15 protein-coding genes and 3 pseudogenes are annotated in these 15,253 nt (G+C 48.6%); 10 read left to right on the top strand and 8 right to left on the bottom strand.

Annotated features, from left to right (window positions below; all coding sequences use genetic code 11):
- Nucleotides 1-15 precede the first annotated feature (15 nt).
- Together proQ and AAYN39_RS22865 are read right to left on the bottom strand one after the other, a co-directional pair.
- Nucleotides 16-702, bottom strand: coding sequence for an RNA chaperone ProQ (gene proQ, locus AAYN39_RS22870; RefSeq protein ID WP_000431401.1), 687 nt, complete (start codon nucleotides 700-702; stop codon nucleotides 16-18).
- 97 nt (nucleotides 703-799) lie between these two features.
- Entirely contained in the window at nucleotides 800-1,297 is a 498-nt protein-coding gene (locus AAYN39_RS22865; protein ID WP_001518229.1) for a GAF domain-containing protein, read from the bottom strand.
- Between the two features lie 128 nt (nucleotides 1,298-1,425).
- On the opposite strand from AAYN39_RS22865, the gene yebS reads away from it, so the two are divergent.
- From yebS to AAYN39_RS22840, 5 genes are all read left to right on the top strand, one after another.
- The gene (gene yebS, locus AAYN39_RS22860) at nucleotides 1,426-2,709 is read left to right on the top strand and encodes a membrane integrity lipid transport subunit YebS (RefSeq protein ID WP_001207300.1); all 1,284 of its coding nucleotides are present in this window, start codon (nucleotides 1,426-1,428) and stop codon (nucleotides 2,707-2,709) included.
- Complete coding sequence (locus AAYN39_RS22855) at nucleotides 2,678-5,311, top strand: PqiB family protein (RefSeq protein WP_001521100.1); 2,634 nt, start codon at nucleotides 2,678-2,680, stop codon at nucleotides 5,309-5,311. The genes yebS and AAYN39_RS22855 overlap by 32 nt, the downstream gene beginning before the upstream one ends.
- 77 nt (nucleotides 5,312-5,388) lie before the next feature.
- Nucleotides 5,389-6,828 (top strand): 16S rRNA (cytosine(1407)-C(5))-methyltransferase RsmF, encoded by a 1,440-nt coding sequence (gene rsmF, locus AAYN39_RS22850; protein WP_010989184.1) that lies wholly within the window; start codon nucleotides 5,389-5,391, stop codon nucleotides 6,826-6,828.
- A 117-nt stretch (nucleotides 6,829-6,945) separates the two neighbouring features.
- Nucleotides 6,946-7,182: a YebV family protein gene (locus AAYN39_RS22845; protein ID WP_024131167.1), complete on the top strand. Its 237-nt coding sequence runs from the start codon at nucleotides 6,946-6,948 to the stop codon at nucleotides 7,180-7,182.
- Between the two features lie 110 nt (nucleotides 7,183-7,292).
- The gene (locus tag AAYN39_RS22840; protein WP_000457838.1) at nucleotides 7,293-7,484 is read left to right on the top strand and encodes a DUF1482 family protein; all 192 of its coding nucleotides are present in this window, start codon (nucleotides 7,293-7,295) and stop codon (nucleotides 7,482-7,484) included.
- A gap of 18 nt (nucleotides 7,485-7,502) precedes the next feature.
- Here AAYN39_RS22840 and pphA read toward each other — a convergent pair whose 3' ends face one another.
- From pphA to sopE2, 4 genes and pseudogenes are all read right to left on the bottom strand, one after another.
- Nucleotides 7,503-8,153, bottom strand: coding sequence for a protein-serine/threonine phosphatase (gene pphA, locus AAYN39_RS22835; protein ID WP_000986169.1), 651 nt, complete (start codon nucleotides 8,151-8,153; stop codon nucleotides 7,503-7,505).
- A gap of 17 nt (nucleotides 8,154-8,170) precedes the next feature.
- Nucleotides 8,171-8,386 carry a hypothetical protein gene (locus tag AAYN39_RS22830; protein ID WP_001764306.1) on the bottom strand — a complete coding sequence of 72 codons (216 nt, stop codon included), beginning with the start codon at nucleotides 8,384-8,386 and terminating at the stop codon, nucleotides 8,171-8,173.
- Nucleotides 8,377-8,541, bottom strand: coding sequence for a hypothetical protein (locus AAYN39_RS22825; RefSeq protein WP_001134857.1), 165 nt, complete (start codon nucleotides 8,539-8,541; stop codon nucleotides 8,377-8,379). The genes AAYN39_RS22830 and AAYN39_RS22825 overlap by 10 nt, the downstream gene beginning before the upstream one ends.
- Before the next feature lie 284 nt (nucleotides 8,542-8,825).
- Nucleotides 8,826-9,484, bottom strand: a pseudogene (gene sopE2, locus AAYN39_RS22820) (SPI-1 type III secretion system guanine nucleotide exchange factor SopE2); the annotation flags it as partial.
- Between the two features lie 746 nt (nucleotides 9,485-10,230).
- Between sopE2 and AAYN39_RS22815 the strand changes: the two are divergent.
- The gene (locus AAYN39_RS22815; protein WP_000422884.1) at nucleotides 10,231-10,626 is read left to right on the top strand and encodes a DUF1398 domain-containing protein; all 396 of its coding nucleotides are present in this window, start codon (nucleotides 10,231-10,233) and stop codon (nucleotides 10,624-10,626) included.
- Between the two features lie 328 nt (nucleotides 10,627-10,954).
- Nucleotides 10,955-11,431, top strand: a complete 477-nt coding sequence (locus AAYN39_RS22810; protein WP_000030950.1) for a hypothetical protein — start codon at nucleotides 10,955-10,957, stop codon at nucleotides 11,429-11,431.
- Nucleotides 11,432-11,818: 387 nt separating this feature from the next.
- On the opposite strand, the gene AAYN39_RS22805 is transcribed toward AAYN39_RS22810, so the two are convergent.
- Nucleotides 11,819-12,238 carry a GNAT family N-acetyltransferase gene (locus AAYN39_RS22805; protein ID WP_000354403.1) on the bottom strand — a complete coding sequence of 140 codons (420 nt, stop codon included), beginning with the start codon at nucleotides 12,236-12,238 and terminating at the stop codon, nucleotides 11,819-11,821.
- A 370-nt stretch (nucleotides 12,239-12,608) separates the two neighbouring features.
- Here AAYN39_RS22805 and AAYN39_RS22800 point away from each other — a divergent pair, with 370 nt between their 5' ends.
- On the top strand, nucleotides 12,609-12,875 hold the full coding sequence (locus AAYN39_RS22800; RefSeq protein ID WP_010989185.1) for a hypothetical protein: 267 nt from the start codon (nucleotides 12,609-12,611) through the stop codon (nucleotides 12,873-12,875).
- A gap of 168 nt (nucleotides 12,876-13,043) precedes the next feature.
- Nucleotides 13,044-13,184: a hypothetical protein gene (locus tag AAYN39_RS22795; RefSeq protein ID WP_031624337.1), complete on the top strand. Its 141-nt coding sequence runs from the start codon at nucleotides 13,044-13,046 to the stop codon at nucleotides 13,182-13,184.
- Here the strand turns inward: AAYN39_RS22795 and AAYN39_RS22790 are convergent.
- Nucleotides 13,160-14,431, bottom strand: a pseudogene (locus AAYN39_RS22790) (IS256 family transposase). The gene AAYN39_RS22795 and the pseudogene AAYN39_RS22790 sit on opposite strands and share 25 nt — an antisense overlap.
- Before the next feature lie 69 nt (nucleotides 14,432-14,500).
- Here AAYN39_RS22790 and AAYN39_RS22785 point away from each other — a divergent pair.
- Nucleotides 14,501-14,922: pseudogene (locus AAYN39_RS22785) on the top strand (tyrosine-type recombinase/integrase); the annotation flags it as partial.
- Nucleotides 14,923-15,253 lie beyond the last annotated feature (331 nt).

The raw sequence follows: 15,253 nt of genomic DNA, 5'->3' as shown, positions 1-15,253 counted from the left end.
GGCCTGGCCTCCGTTTCAGAACACCAGGTGTTCTGCGCGTACAATCAAAGACATACCCGAATTCAGCTGTACACGGACACCATCTTTGGTAATTTCTAATACGGTGGCATCCATCGCATTATTACCCGCTTTCACCTTGAGGGACTGCCCTACGGTCAATACTGAAATATCAGAAACCGGCGTGTGCTTCTCTTCGCGAGGCGCACGCGGCGCTTTCGTCGTCGGTTTATCAGCGCGAGGTTTACGTTCAGCGCCTTCTTTACGACGCGCTACCGGGCGAGGTTTACGCTCGCGTCGCGGCGCGTCTTCTTTTTCGCCAGCCGCCGCGGCAGCTTCGCGTTTTTTCGCTTGCTGCTCTGCGCGCTGCGCCTGAACACGGGCTTTGGCTTCTTCAAGCTGCTTACGCGCATGTTCGACATGCTGTTCTTCCAGCTCGCCGCACGGATTGCCATCAAGGTCGACGCGCGTTGCGCCCGGCTTAACGCCGTACAGGTAACGCCAGCTTGAAGTATAAAGACGTAAAGCGGAACGAAGTTGCGTTTTGCTGAGGTTCATTTCGCCCCCAACTCGCTCTACCAGATCCTGAAAAATACCAATTTTCAGCGGGCGAGCTTCGCCTTCCGCACTAAAACAGTGAGGAAAACGCTCGGCCAGAAACGCGATAACTTCTTTACTGCTATTCAACTTAGGTTGATTTTCCATGAAATTTCCTGATTACAACGGACGTAGCCAACAAGCAGCAGGCATGAACAGGCGTCATTATAATGACGCTATCAGTAATTGCTACGTTATCCGTTGATTATCCTGCGACGCTCGCAAAGAATTTTTTGTAATCCGTCGTTGCAAGCACGGTTTCAAGCTGTGCGACCAGCGTACGCAGGCCGTGTTCATCTTCTTCGGTAAAACGGCCAAACGCCGTGCTATCTATATCCAGCACGCCGATAATCCGTTCGCCAACCGTGACAGGCAGCACAATTTCGGCGTTGCTGGCGGCATCACAGGCAATATGGCCGTCAAACGCATGAACATCATCAATACGTTGAACCTTATTCTGCGCTACCGCTGCGCCGCACACGCCGCGACCAACCGGAATCCGCACACAGGCGATTCGCCCCTGAAACGGCCCCAACACCAGCGTATCGCCTTCGAGGAGATAAAATCCCGCCCAGTTCACCTCGGTAAGACGTTCGAACAGTAGCGCGCTGGTATTCGCCAGCGTGGCCAGAAAGCTGGTTTCACCTGCCATTAACGACTGAAAATCGCGGTTTAACGCCGCGTATAGTTCTGTTTTGCTCATTATATAATCACTTCGTGGTCTTACTCCTAAACACAGGCTATTAAAATAAGCATTAAATGCGTTCTTGTTCAAGATTATTCCTGTCATGAGTTAAGATTACATTATTCTAACACTTTGATTCACGATACATGGCTCTGAACACCTCACACGTCACGCCAACAAAAAAGCTAACGATCAGGTCAGTTAGCGAAGCGCTGCCGCGCAGCCACTACCAGCGCTGCCCTGAATGCGACATGCTGTTCAGCTTGCCGGAGATGAGCGCTCATCAAAGCGCTTATTGTCCTCGTTGCCAGGCCAAAATTCGCGATGGGCGCGACTGGTCGCTGACGCGGCTGACCGCGATGGCAGTAACCATGCTGCTATTGATGCCGTTTGCCTGGAGTGAACCGCTACTCCATATCTACCTGTTGGGCGTACGCATTGATGCCAATGTGATGCACGGCATCTGGCAAATGACGCAGCAGGGCGATCCGTTAACCGCCGCAATGGTGCTCTTTTGCGTGGTGGGCGCGCCGCTTATTCTGGTTTTTTCAATTGCTTACCTGTGGTTTGGCAGCCTTCTCGGCATGAATCTGCGTCCAGTCCTGCTGATGCTGGAAAAACTGAAAGAGTGGGTGATGCTGGACATCTATCTGGTCGGTATTGGCGTTGCCTCTATCAAAGTGCAGGACTATGCCTTTCTGCAGCCGGGCATTGGGCTTTTAGCGTTCGTCTCGTTGGTGGTTCTTAGCATTCTGACTATGATTCATCTGAATGTGGAGCAACTATGGGAACGATTTTATCCGCAGCACCCTGCTCAACGTGCGGACGAAAGATTGCGCGTCTGTCTTGGCTGCCACTTTAGCGGCTATCCGGATGCGAAAGGACGCTGCCCGCGTTGTCATATTCCGCTACGGTTACGCAGAAAACAGAGCATACAGAAGTGTTGGGCGGCCTTGCTGGCGTCTATTGTCTTTTTGCTGCCGGCAAACCTGCTGCCTATCTCGGTAATCTACATTAATGGCGGGCGTCAGGAAGATACTATCCTGTCGGGCATTATGTCGCTTGCCAGCAGCAATATCGCCGTCGCCGCCGTCGTTTTTATCGCCAGTATTTTGGTGCCGTTTACCAAAGTCATCGTGATGTTTACGCTACTGTTGAGTATCCATTTTAAATGCCAACAGGGACTGCGGACGCGAATTCTGTTGCTGCGTCTGGTGACATGGATAGGCCGCTGGTCGATGCTGGATCTTTTCGTTATCTCGTTAACCATGTCTCTGATTAATCGCGATCAGATTCTGGCTTTTACTATGGGACCGGCTGCGTTTTATTTCGGCGCAGCGGTAATTTTGACTATTCTTGCAGTGGAATGGCTGGATAGCCGCTTACTTTGGGATGCACATGAGTCAGGAAACGCCCGCTTCGAAGACTGAAGCGCAAATTAAAACCAAACGCCGTATTTCACCTTTCTGGCTGCTACCGCTTATCGCGCTAATGATCGCGGGGTGGCTGGTATGGGATAGCTACCAGGATCGCGGCAATAGCGTGACTATCGATTTTATGTCGGCGGACGGTATCGTACCGGGCCGTACTCCCGTGCGTTATCAGGGAGTAGAAGTCGGCACCGTGGAAGATGTCAGTCTGAGCAAAGATCTGCGCAAAATTGAAGTTCGCGTCAGTATCAAATCAGATATGGAAGATGCGTTGCGCGAAGAGACGCAATTCTGGCTGGTGACGCCCAAAGCCTCGCTGGCGGGCGTTTCCGGCCTGGATGCGTTGGTCGGCGGGAATTACATCGGTATGATGCCAGGTAAAGGCAAGCCCAGAGATCATTTCGTCGCCCTAGATACACAGCCTAAATACCGGCTTAGCAACGGCGATCTGATGATTCATCTCAATGCGCCGGATCTCGGTTCGCTTAATAGCGGTTCACTGGTCTATTTCCGTAAAATCCCTGTCGGACGGGTGTATGACTATTCGATTAACCCTAACAAACAGGGCGTGACGATTGACGTTCTGATTGAGCGACGGTTTACCGATCTGGTGAAAAAAGGCAGCCGTTTTTGGAATGTCTCCGGCATTGACGCCGATCTAAGCCTGAGCGGCGCGAAGGTGAAACTGGAGAGCCTCGCGGCCCTGGTCAATGGCGCGATTGCGTTTGACTCACCGGACAATTCCAAACCCGCCGCCCAGGATGACACGTTCGGCTTATATAAAGATTTAGCCCACAGCCAACGAGGGGTAATCGTTAAACTTGAGCTGCCCAGCGGAGACGGTCTGAAAGCGGAATCTACGCCGCTAATGTACCAGGGACTGGAGGTGGGTGAGCTTTCTAAACTGACGCTCAACCCTGGCGGCAAAGTCACCGGAGAGATGACCGTCGATCCCAGCGTTGTTCCGCTGATGCGGGAAAATACGCGTATTGAGTTACGCAATCCCAAACTGTCGCTAAGTGACGCGAATATCAGTTCGTTGTTAACCGGAAAAACCTTCGAGCTGGTGCCGGGCGACGGCGAACCACGCAGTGAATTTGTGGTGGTGCCGGGTGAAAAAGCCCTGCTGCATGAGGCGAATGCCTTAACCCTGACGCTGACGGCCCCGGAAAGTTACGGCATCGAACCGGGCCAGCCGTTAATTTTACATGGCGTAAAAATTGGCCAGGTCATTGAGCGCAACTTATCCAGTAAAGGCGTGTCATTCATCGTCGCGATTGAACCGCAGCACCGGGATTTGGTACAGGGCGACAGTAAATTCGTGGTCAACAGCCGGGTGGATGTCAAAGTCGGCCTTGACGGCGTAGAGTTCCTCGGCGCCAGCGCCAGCGAGTGGATTGACGGCGGAATTCGTATTTTACCCGGTACGAGCGGGAAGATGAAATCCACCTACCCGCTCTATGCTAACCTGGAAAAAGCGCTGGAAAATAGCCTCAGTGACTTACCGACTACCACCCTGACGCTGACGGCCGAAACGTTGCCGGATGTCCAGGCAGGTTCCGTCGTGCTGTATCGAAAATTTGAAGTAGGCGAAGTCATCACCGTTCGCCCACGCGCCAATACCTTTGACATCGACCTGCATATTAAGCCGGAATATCGCCACCTGTTAACCAGCAATAGCGTGTTCTGGGCGGAAGGCGGCGCGAAGGTGCAACTTAACGGCAGCGGCCTAACGGTACAGGCCTCGCCACTCTCCCGTGCGCTGAAAGGGGCCATTAGTTTTGATAACCTGAGCGGCGCCAGCGCCAGTCGGCGCAAAGGCGATAAACGCATTCTTTATGCTTCAGAAACTTCCGCCCGCGCGGTAGGCGGACAAATTACGCTACACGCGTTCGACGCCGGAAAATTGGCGGAGGGGATGCCCATTCGTTACCTCGGTATTGATATCGGCCAGATCCAGACGCTGGAATTGATCACCGCACGTAATGAAGTGCAGGCAAAAGCCGTACTTTATCCGGAGTACGTGCAAACATTTGCCCGCGCCGGGACACGTTTTTCCGTTATTACGCCACAAATCTCCGCGGCGGGCGTCGAGCATCTGGATACGATTCTCCAGCCCTATATTAACGTTGAGCCAGGACGCGGCGCGGCGCGGCGCGACTTTGAACTGCAGGAAGCCACGATTACCGACTCACGCTATCTGGATGGGTTAAGCATCGTCGTGGAGGCGCCAGAAGCAGGCTCGCTTAATATTGGCACACCCGTCCTGTTTCGCGGTATCGAAGTGGGAACCGTCACCGGAATGTCCCTGGGGTCGCTCTCCGATCGCGTGATGATCACCTTGCGCATCAGTAAGCGTTACCAATATCTGGTGCGTAATAACTCCGTATTCTGGCTTGCCTCCGGCTATAGTCTCGACTTTGGTCTGACAGGCGGCGTGGTGAAAACGGGGACATTTAATCAATTCATCCGTGGCGGTATCGCCTTCGCTACTCCACCAGGTACGCCGCTGGCGCCAAAAGCGCAAGCCGGTAAGCATTTCCTGTTACAAGAGAGCGAACCGAAAGAGTGGCGTGAATGGGGTACCGCTCTGCCACGTTAAACACCAGGCTCCGGCGTACTCGCGCCGGAGCGTTTTATGCTACACTGCGCGCCTGTTTTTTTGCCGGCGATACACCTGTGGCTCAACACGCTGTCTATTTTCCTGACGCTTTTCTGACGCAAATGCGTGAAGCAATGCCTTCCACGCTCTCTTTTGATGAATTTATTTCGGCCTGCCAACGCCCGTTGCGCCGCAGTATACGCATCAATACGCTTAAAATATCCGTGGCTGATTTCCTTGCCCTAATCGCGCCCTACGGCTGGTCGCTCACGCCAATTCCGTGGTGTCATGAAGGATTCTGGATCGAGCGCGATGATGAAGAGGCATTGCCGCTTGGCAGTACCGCTGAGCATTTAAGCGGCCTGTTTTACATTCAGGAGGCCAGTTCGATGCTGCCGGTCGCGGCCCTGTTCGCCGATGATAATCATCCGCAGCGGGTCATGGATATGGCAGCGGCGCCTGGCTCCAAAACCACGCAGATCGCTGCCCGCATGGGGAACCGCGGCGCCATTCTGGCCAACGAATTTTCGGCCAGCCGCGTCAAAGTTCTGCACGCTAATATCAGCCGATGTGGAATCGCCAATACCGCACTGACGCATTTCGATGGCCGCGTATTTGGCGCTGCGTTACCGGAGATGTTTGACGCTATCCTGCTGGATGCGCCCTGCTCTGGCGAAGGCGTAGTACGTAAAGATCCTGATGCGCTAAAAAACTGGTCGCCAGAAAGTAATCTGGATATCGCGGCGACACAGCGGGAACTGCTCGACAGCGCTTTTCATGCTTTACGACCCGGCGGCACGCTGGTCTACTCCACCTGCACGTTAAATCGCCAGGAAAACGAAGCGGTCTGCCTCTGGCTGAAAGAGACCTACGCCGACGCCGTTGAATTTTTGCCGCTGGGTGATCTGTTTCCTGACGCTGACCGCGCCCTCACCCCGGAAGGCTTCCTGCACGTCTTCCCGCAAATTTACGACTGCGAAGGATTCTTCGTCGCACGTCTGCGTAAAATGTCATCCCTTCCAGCCATGCCCGCGCCGGGGTATAAAGTGGGGGCGTTTCCTTTTACCTCCCTCAAAGGCCGCGAAGCATTAAACGTTACCCAGGCGGCCAACGCCGTCGGACTGCTATGGGATGAAAATCTCCATCTTTGGCAGCGTGAAAAAGAGGTCTGGCTGTTCCCGGCAGAGATTGAATCACTGATCGGAAAAGTCCGTTTTTCCCGGCTCGGCATTAAGCTGGCCGAAAGTCATAATAAAGGCTATCGCTGGCAACATGAGGCGACGATAGCCCTTGCCTGCCCGACTCATGCTCACGCGTTCGAACTTTCTGTGCAAGAGGCGGAGGAGTGGTATCGCGGTCGGGATATTTATCCGCAAACACCCCCTGCCGCTGATGATGTCCTGGTGACGTTCCAGCATCAGCCACTTGGTCTGGCAAAACGTATCGGCGCCAGAATAAAGAACAGTTACCCGCGTGAACTGGTGCGGGATGGAAAACTCTTTACTGGTAATAGTTAAAAGGCGCACAAAAAAACCGCACTTTTTGACTGGCGCTTTTGCGTACGTTGACTACGCTGAAAAATGGACGGCTAAACTGGTCGTACCACAATTAGCGTATTAACGGAGAGCACGATGATGAAAACCAGTGTGCGCATTGGCGCTTTTGAAATCGACGATGCCGAATTACATGGCGAATCGCCGGGGGAGCGAACGTTAACAATCCCCTGTAAATCCGATCCGGATTTATGTATGCAACTGGACGCCTGGGATGCCGAAACCAGCGTTCCCGCCATTCTCAACGGGGAACATTCCGTTTTGTTCCGTAATCATTACGATCCTAAATCTGATGCCTGGGTCATGCGTCTTGCCTGACTCAAAAAGAACCCGTCGCCAGGCGGGTTATTTATTCTTCCTTTTCTCATTTCCCCCCTGCGCTAACCTCTCCTACACTATCGTGTAAAGTAGTTAACATTGAGGATGTAATGTTCGCGCTGGTACTTTTTGTATGTTACCTGGATGGAGGATGCGAGGATATTGTCGTGGACATCTACGATACCGAGCAGCAGTGTCTTTATTCGATGGACGATCAACGGATTCGCCATGGCGGCTGTTTTCCGGTAGAGGATTTTATCGACGGCTTCTGGCGACCTGCGCAGCAATATAGCGATTTTTAACCCTAGTCGCTGATGCCGCTATTGTATCCGCGCTAACGTCAATTGCCCGCCAAATACCGCGCCCGTATCAATATAGTGTATGTTGGCGAAATCCATGCGCCGACGCAACGGCGTATGGCCAAACCAAAAATGATCGGCTCCGCTAATCCCGCCGCGCTTATTTATGAGCCGTTCGCGGCTCCAGAGAACCTGATGTAAGTCGACCTTTTTTTGCCATTGATAGGTTGACGCTGGATAATCTGCATGAGCGATCACATGCGTGCTATGGCGGCAGCGAACTTCCAGTATCCAGGGCAGCCGCTGACAAAGAATAAAAAGCGCTTCAGCTTGCGCAGCGTGTTCAGCCGTCAGGCGGGTAAACCAGTCGCCACCATTCATCAACCACAGCGTCGACTGCGATGAGGCCCGCGCATCCAGCGCCATTTGTTCATGATTGCCGCGAACCGCCGTCATCCAGGACTCACGCAGTAAAGCCAGGCAACCCAGGCTGTCCGGGCCTCTATCAATGAGATCGCCCACAGAAACTAACAAGTCTTGTTGCGGATCAAATTGACACTCACGTAACCTTTTCATTAACATTGAAAAACAGCCGTGAATATCGCCGACCACCCAGACATGCCGCCAATTCTTTGCCTCTATTCGCTGATAAATCTCTTCAGGCCGCATCATGTTTTTCCTGTCGTTCATTATCCAAGATAGATATAAAAAGATAGCGTGTGCAGATTTTCTTGCTTAGTAAACGTGCTCTGTTGTAAATAGCGAATTTCATCAGTAGCGAGTAAATGCTTTGTTATCATCGCAATAAAATATAACTGACTGCACCAGGGGAGTGTTATCCCCTGGCGCAGCGAGCTACTCACTATCACCTGTTCGCGTTCAATATTCTCCCTCCTTAAAAACATATCGGAAACATAAACCACATCACCTCAGCACACGATATAGCACACTCTTTAGCGGAGTGATCCTCAAGGCAAACCAGCGCCAATGCAGGTGTCGTTACCGTGGCGACCATCGCCCCCACAAACAGGCGCAGCACAATTTTTTTTAAAGGTGGCATAACCTCTCCTGACAGTTAACAGACCATTAATCCTTATCGAGACATCATCCGTGCGCGGGTATCATAGACTTAACAACACGCAGCGTTTCAAAAAAAGCTGTCTGGTTATACCGGCATTTAGAGTAATAACAATTATTTTAAGTTTTAAGTGTATCCATTTGATTTTTATATTAAAATAAATATGACGACGTTTTGTTAAAAGCGTCGCCATAAAAATGAATATATAGTTTCAGAAAATCTGCTATTAATTCATACGGTTAATAGCGGTATTGTGTTTGCTATCTTCAGGAGGCATTCTGAAGATGCTTATTCGCAATATTTTCTATAGTTAACTGAAATTGTTGTGGCGTCGGCATCGTCCCCTTATTAAACAGCGGCGTAACCTCTTTCATAACGATTTTCTCAGCATACGCTTTAAAAGACACCTGCTGATTATGATTTATAAACATATGCGGATATTTAATGCTCGCTGCAGCAATGAGGGGGACGACAAAAGGATTCGCCCCTGCCCCACCTGGAGTAAATACACCATTTTTTATCTCCCTAGGTAGCCCCGCATTCTGCGCAGCCTCTCCTATCTCTTTCAGAAAGGGGGTAATACTGACCCCTTTACTGATGAGTAATTTACAACAGTGATCTTTATTATTACTGTACACGGCTGATAATATGGCTTCGCATGTCTGACGAGCATAGGCCGGATCTTTACTCGCATTACCTTTGATATCCAGGCTATTGAGCTTTTGCAGCATAAAATCTTTAACAGTTTTACTGGTTAATACTGCCCTACCCTCAGAGGCGCTCCCACGATGAAAATGGGTAGTCGGTATGTCTGTTTGTTGATGCAGGCTAAAACGATCTGACAGACTCGTCGACAGGCTGATAAAGCTATTTCTAACGGCAGTAATACTTTTTGCAAAAATGTCCTTCTCCGTTGTTTTTCTTTTACTGGTTCAACGTCACTTCTATGGATTCTGTAGTGCTGGGTGGATAGTGTTATGTTAGTCACGGTAGTTCTCCTTTTAGATAACTATGCATAGCTACACTTTGTTTATATTTCTTGCTTTCAAAAAATAGCCACCTTCTCCACAACCATTTTTACTCATTGATATTTATAAATTTTATTTTCCTGATGGATTTTGTTCTTCTGTCACTTAGCCTGTTTTTTTTCGGCGCAAGGTGATCGACTTTTATCGAGGAACATTTTTATCGGGACAATCCTGAACAGGCAAAACATCACTTCAATTCAACTGCTGCGTCACACAAAACATTCATGAACATTATTATTTATGCTGATGTTGTTACGATTTTGCCCCCATTCGCAGGCTGGCTACCAATTATCCTGCCAGCGAGTTAGCCGCTTTTTCAAAACCTATAAAGTCGCCACGCCAAACCTCTCCGCCACTGTAATCCTTATCTAAAAATCAATTAATTAACTGATTTTTATATATTATGACTTTTCATGGCGTTCAGAAAAACTACAAATGAAATGGATTGACTCATCTATTAGTGGTCAAAAAAACGCGCTACGAGAAATAATCAGTAACAATTGCAACACTATTCCAATCATAACGTAAACTATATGATACCAGACGATTATTATTGCTTTTAGGTAGCATATCTGTATAGCTGCTTTTAAACAACAATACTCTAACACAACATTCAACATTATAACTTACAATAGGTTAACAAATGGAATTACAGCTTATGCTTAACCACTTTTTCGAGCGTGTCAGAAAGGATGCAAATTTCAACGCATTTCTAATCGATCTGGAATATAATAATATCGCTTATTACATCTATTTTGTTGCTACCGGTAATGTGAAAATTATCACTCATGCAGGCCATTTCATTTCTATTAAAAGCAATAGAAAGCTGATTAAAGTCAATTCAACACCAAATACGCAATTAATAAAATTGACTTCAGCTAAACACTTTTCGGGCGAGCATTCCTATGAAAAATACTGTACCGATCTGGCAACGGCAGGCGTTTTTAAATGGATTGTGGAATTAAACAAAAAAACTCGACAATACTGGTCGAAAGACAACCAATTATTATATATAGAAAATGTGGTCATGCCGCTTTAACAAACCTGGGTAATAATAGCGTCAGTCGTGACATCCGGCGTGTTGCGACTGCGGGTTATCCATTTAGAGACCATAATGAGAGTCTGACTGCGAGAGTTATCCTGTGCAGTCCGACCGACGCAGCAACGTTTGACACGATGCTCGACAACAGCATCTCCTGGTGCAGGAGAAATGATATTCAAAGCGATATCGACTAAAAGCTCAAAATATTTGCCTGCTATTTATATTCTATCTAATTAATACTCTCCAGGAAGTGTGGCATAATTGCAGAATCTGTCAGGATTCCGGGAGCATACCGGAGCGTAATCGAAAAACCATCTGGAGATGTATGAGCAAAGATGAAATCAGTTATCAAATTCTTTACCGGTACTCTCTGGAAAAACTATACAGTACTCTTACCAGAAGAGTAGATAACGTGCTGTCATTCGCCCTCGTTTTTCTCGGGGTCGGCGTCACCATAAACGTCGGGAGTCCCTTTATTCTGGGGCCAGGCATTGTGGGTATCGCCATACTAAAAAGAGTACTCCGCTTCGGCACGCGCTCAACACAGGCCGACCGGCAGTCCCGCGCCTGGCTGAAACTTTTTAATACTCAGCACCGCTTTCCTTCAGATAAGACACTGTTCCTTGCCTTCACATCGCTTGAGCAAGACGCGAGCGAAGTATGGTCCATGCTTATTGGTCCTGCCATCGTCATGACTGAGACCGCCCTCGGAAAAACGCCCATTGAGCCATTGACGGCGGGTGAAAAACTCTGTGCATTTTTGAGTGGCGCGACGAAATCCCAGCCAGCAGCTCGCAATTGACCTGTCTTCTAAACGTCTGTGCCATACCACAGAGATTTAGTACAAAATTAATTAATGGAGCACTAACGCTGTCAGCAGGTTTCTCTGAGTGAAAGATTCGTATTATACGCACAGCCCAGTTTACAGTTTATATAACAGCGCTATATGTTTTTGTATCCGTACCATGCCGCCTACAAGCGGCTGTCTGAGTACCTCTAGCCGTGCCAGGGGGTATTAGCTCAAATGTGAGCTGACATATCTATGGCACAGCGCCAAACCTAATCTGACTGTCCGCCCTGCGCCAGAAGCGGACGCTGAACATGGTGTGTACAGGCCAACAATACGATATATTTTAAAGCTACCTGATTGCAGCTTTCATAAGGCTATGGGTATTCAAATGTAGCAAAGCTATAAATCAGGCTTAATTAAATAATGCCTTTGCGAACCTACTTTAGGAAAGTCCGGTAGCGACATTTGAAGTATATGACCCTGTTTTTCATAAAAAGGGAGAGCCTGGAAGCTAAAGGTATCTACAAGTCCATGAACACAGCCTTTCCGCAAACCTTCTTTTTCGGCCATCTCCATAAGTTGACTCCCCAGACCGCGGCTCCTTGCAGATTCACTTACCCAAAGATAGTCGATGCAAAGCCACGGACCTTTTCTGTCAGCAATTAATCCGCCTACCATTTCGCCGCTTTCGTTTCTGCAGTAGACCCCAAGCTGCCCATTTTTACTAAAATCGACGAACTGAGCATTGTAGCTTCTTAATCCGGCTAATAGTTCTTCTTTATCAAATTCAGTAACTTGATGTGTAATTTGAATGTCCATACATATCCAATTGAACAAGTTTGCATTTGGAATATAACGTTATAAATAAGTTAATTAAATGTATCAATAGAAAGTTTATTTTTACTCCTGCGGGGCAGGTCACGTCCGCTACTCGCTTAAAGCAAACTGTCAGTTGGAGTCTGAGCTGGTACAATTAATGTGCCACTGGTTAGAAATCAGTAATACGATTTTATCAGGCTGATACTCTGGCCTGTCAGGATTTGAGGTATCCACCCGGTTTACCAGCCCACTGTATTTGGCACCAGTGGAACCCACTTCCCGATCCAGGATATCCAGTATCCACCGCCGAACCTCTTTCCCCAAAAGATATGTGCAACCTCAAGCGCCTTGTCTGGATGATGACCACGGTATGAAGTTTGATAACGCGTGGAATCAGGGCGTTTGGTACGCTCTCCGTTCAGCAACTGGACGCCTTTCTCCCCAGCCTTTCAGCGTTGAAGATTTGCCAGCGCTGGGTGAAGAGTGTAGGCGAATTATGAAAATCACTTCTGCCGTTTATACTTCGAAAAAGACGTTATCAGAAAGGTGGTTCGCAAGCGCGGAGTTATTAAACCTTTACTTAACGAAATACGGTTTAAGTTGCTTGAATTGCAGCAGAAAGAAAACGACGGCTTGATGATGCTGGACAAATTAAGCGAGCATGGCATCAATGGACTGATACGCCGTCAATAAAAGGAAGGGTGCATGGACGATCCCGTCACATCACCAATCACAACAGAAGAGCACAAAACAACATTTCACAGCGTAAATGATAAAACACGATGCCATTTTCAATCAAAAACATATGTTCAGGTCCACAAGGACACTACCCAGAAATCTCCAGACCTATACAGAACAAGCCAGTACCGAGGAATTGCACACTGATCTCAACAACATGCAAAGTACTGGACTATACAGTATTCAGCAAATGGTCCTGCAGTTATGAAATGCGCCCACCCGGTGCAGAAGAAAGAACCTCACGACTAAAATTATCAGCATCAGGCGGTCACCGAACCCGATAATAAAACGGCTCATCGCCAGCCACCAGCTCTGGAGCGGTATACTCCATTTTTTGACGCATCCTTTGATCGCCAGATAAATAACTTTTCGTACTGAGTCATCCGTCGGGAACACCTTGCATTTCTTTATCGCGGCACGGATCACGCTGTTCAGGGATTCGACTGCGTTTGTCGTGTAGATGGCCTTGCGGATATCCGGCGGATAACTGAAGAGCGTATTGAGGTTTTCCCGGTGCGCACGCCAGCTTTTGCTGATTTGCGGATATTTATCGTCCCGGACTTTCGCGAACGCATCTATCGCCATCAGTACCGCATCTTCGGTCGGGGCCTGATAGACCATCTTCCGGCCGCTGGTGACGGCTTTGTAGTCTTTCCAGGCTACGTATTTCAGGCTGTTACGCATCATATGGATACTGCACAGCTGAATATGGGTTTGCGGGAAGACGCTATTTATCGCATCCGGGAAGCCCTTCAGACCATCCACACAGGCAATCAGGATGTCCTGAAGGCCCCGGGTTTTCAGCTCCGTCAGCACGCTTAGCCAGAACTTTTCGCATTCATTTTCGGCCAGCCACATACCCAGTAACTCTTTCTGGCGTTCGGTGTTGATACCCAGTGCCAGGAAGACGGCTTTGTTGATTACGCTGCCATTCTGACGGACTTTGACGACAACGCAGTCCATATAAACAATGGGGTACAGCGCATCCAGTTGCCGGTTTTGCCTCTCAGTGACCTGCTCTTTTACGGCGTCGGTGACTTTAGATATCAGCGAAGGTGACACATCGGCGTCGTACATCTCTTTGGAGGTGGCGACGATTTCGCGGGTAGTCATGCCTTTGGCGTAGAGGGATAAAATTTGGCTGTCCATCTGCGTAATGCGCGTCTGGTGCTTCTTAAGTAGCTGCGGTTCGAAGGTGTTTTCACGGTCACGCGGCGTGTTCAGTTCGATCTCGCCGTCATCGCATAACACCGTTTTTGACGAGTAGCCATTGCGGGTGTTTGAGCCTGTTTTGGGGGCGTTTTTCTCATACCCGGGGTGGTCAGTCAGCTACGCATTGAGCGCCGTTTCGACGGTTAATTTCGTCAGCATACGGGAAAACGGATTGAGGTCGGCTTCGGTTTTAAGGCCTTTAGCCAGTTCAGCCGCAAGGAATTTGAGTTTCTTTTCGTCCATAATTGCCTGTCTCCGTTACTGGAGTGAACATATCAAAAACAGGCAATTACACAATTTTAATTACAGTCTCAGTTCAGTCACATTATTGATGAGCGACTGTACGTTAAGCCAATCAAGACCGAGATGAAAATCGCTCTGCCACTTTCGCTCACCCCTCCTTCCATGGGTTTACGCCTCAGTACGGTGATTGATCGTTGCCGCCTGGTAAGCCGTAGCGAATACCTTATCAGCGCTGGCATACGCAAAAACCGCCCGAACGGGAGTATTCATCCTGACAGCCTGACTAAAAAATTTGTTGCGGCACGAAAATTTACCGGAATAAATTTAGTGATAACCCACCGACATTTCACGAGATCCGCAGCTTATCCGGACGACTATATAAAGATGCTTACGGGGAAGGGTTTGCTCAGAAACTCCTGGGACATACTTCCGAGAACACCACGAAACTCTATATCGACAAACGCGATAATAAAGCTTACGTGATGCTCTGATTTTGCTGTAAAAGAAATGTTAAACTGGATTTGGATCTGATATAACGAAAAAGCCCGGAATACAGAAATTCTGGAAAATTTCGGAAATTTCGGATTATTGATCATAAGCAACTGATTTATAAGAAAAACAAAAAGAGACCGAATACGATTCCTGTTTACGGCAACAATTGATCTTTCCCTTTAAATTCATAATGTTACATATTAATTAGGTGATTTTAACGATTAGAACACGTTATTTTTGATTCTAATAGATTCAATTAGTTATCACTTTTTACGTTTTAATTCGGACGTATTTCGGGCCATTTTGCGTATAAATCTCCCGACCAAACAA

This window comes from Salmonella sp. K21076, from assembly GCF_039650795.1.
Lineage (GTDB): Bacteria > Pseudomonadota > Gammaproteobacteria > Enterobacterales > Enterobacteriaceae > Salmonella > Salmonella enterica.
The sequence above is the reverse complement of the archived record's forward strand: the minus strand, read 5'-3'. Positions and strand labels throughout refer to the sequence as shown.

Coding starts and splice junctions, on each gene's coding strand:
- proQ (WP_000431401.1), bottom strand. CDS start 702: ATGGAAAATCAACCTAAGTTGAATAGCAGTAAAGAAGTTATCGCGTTT.
- AAYN39_RS22865 (WP_001518229.1), bottom strand. CDS start 1,297: ATGAGCAAAACAGAACTATACGCGGCGTTAAACCGCGATTTTCAGTCG.
- yebS (WP_001207300.1), top strand. CDS start 1,426: ATGGCTCTGAACACCTCACACGTCACGCCAACAAAAAAGCTAACGATC.
- AAYN39_RS22855 (WP_001521100.1), top strand. CDS start 2,678: ATGAGTCAGGAAACGCCCGCTTCGAAGACTGAAGCGCAAATTAAAACC.
- AAYN39_RS22845 (WP_024131167.1), top strand. CDS start 6,946: ATGAAAACCAGTGTGCGCATTGGCGCTTTTGAAATCGACGATGCCGAA.
- AAYN39_RS22840 (WP_000457838.1), top strand. CDS start 7,293: ATGTTCGCGCTGGTACTTTTTGTATGTTACCTGGATGGAGGATGCGAG.
- pphA (WP_000986169.1), bottom strand. CDS start 8,153: ATGATGCGGCCTGAAGAGATTTATCAGCGAATAGAGGCAAAGAATTGG.
- AAYN39_RS22830 (WP_001764306.1), bottom strand. CDS start 8,386: ATGTTTTTAAGGAGGGAGAATATTGAACGCGAACAGGTGATAGTGAGT.
- AAYN39_RS22825 (WP_001134857.1), bottom strand. CDS start 8,541: ATGCCACCTTTAAAAAAAATTGTGCTGCGCCTGTTTGTGGGGGCGATG.
- AAYN39_RS22815 (WP_000422884.1), top strand. CDS start 10,231: ATGGAATTACAGCTTATGCTTAACCACTTTTTCGAGCGTGTCAGAAAG.
- AAYN39_RS22810 (WP_000030950.1), top strand. CDS start 10,955: ATGAGCAAAGATGAAATCAGTTATCAAATTCTTTACCGGTACTCTCTG.
- AAYN39_RS22805 (WP_000354403.1), bottom strand. CDS start 12,238: ATGGACATTCAAATTACACATCAAGTTACTGAATTTGATAAAGAAGAA.
- AAYN39_RS22800 (WP_010989185.1), top strand. CDS start 12,609: ATGAAGTTTGATAACGCGTGGAATCAGGGCGTTTGGTACGCTCTCCGT.
- AAYN39_RS22795 (WP_031624337.1), top strand. CDS start 13,044: ATGTTCAGGTCCACAAGGACACTACCCAGAAATCTCCAGACCTATACA.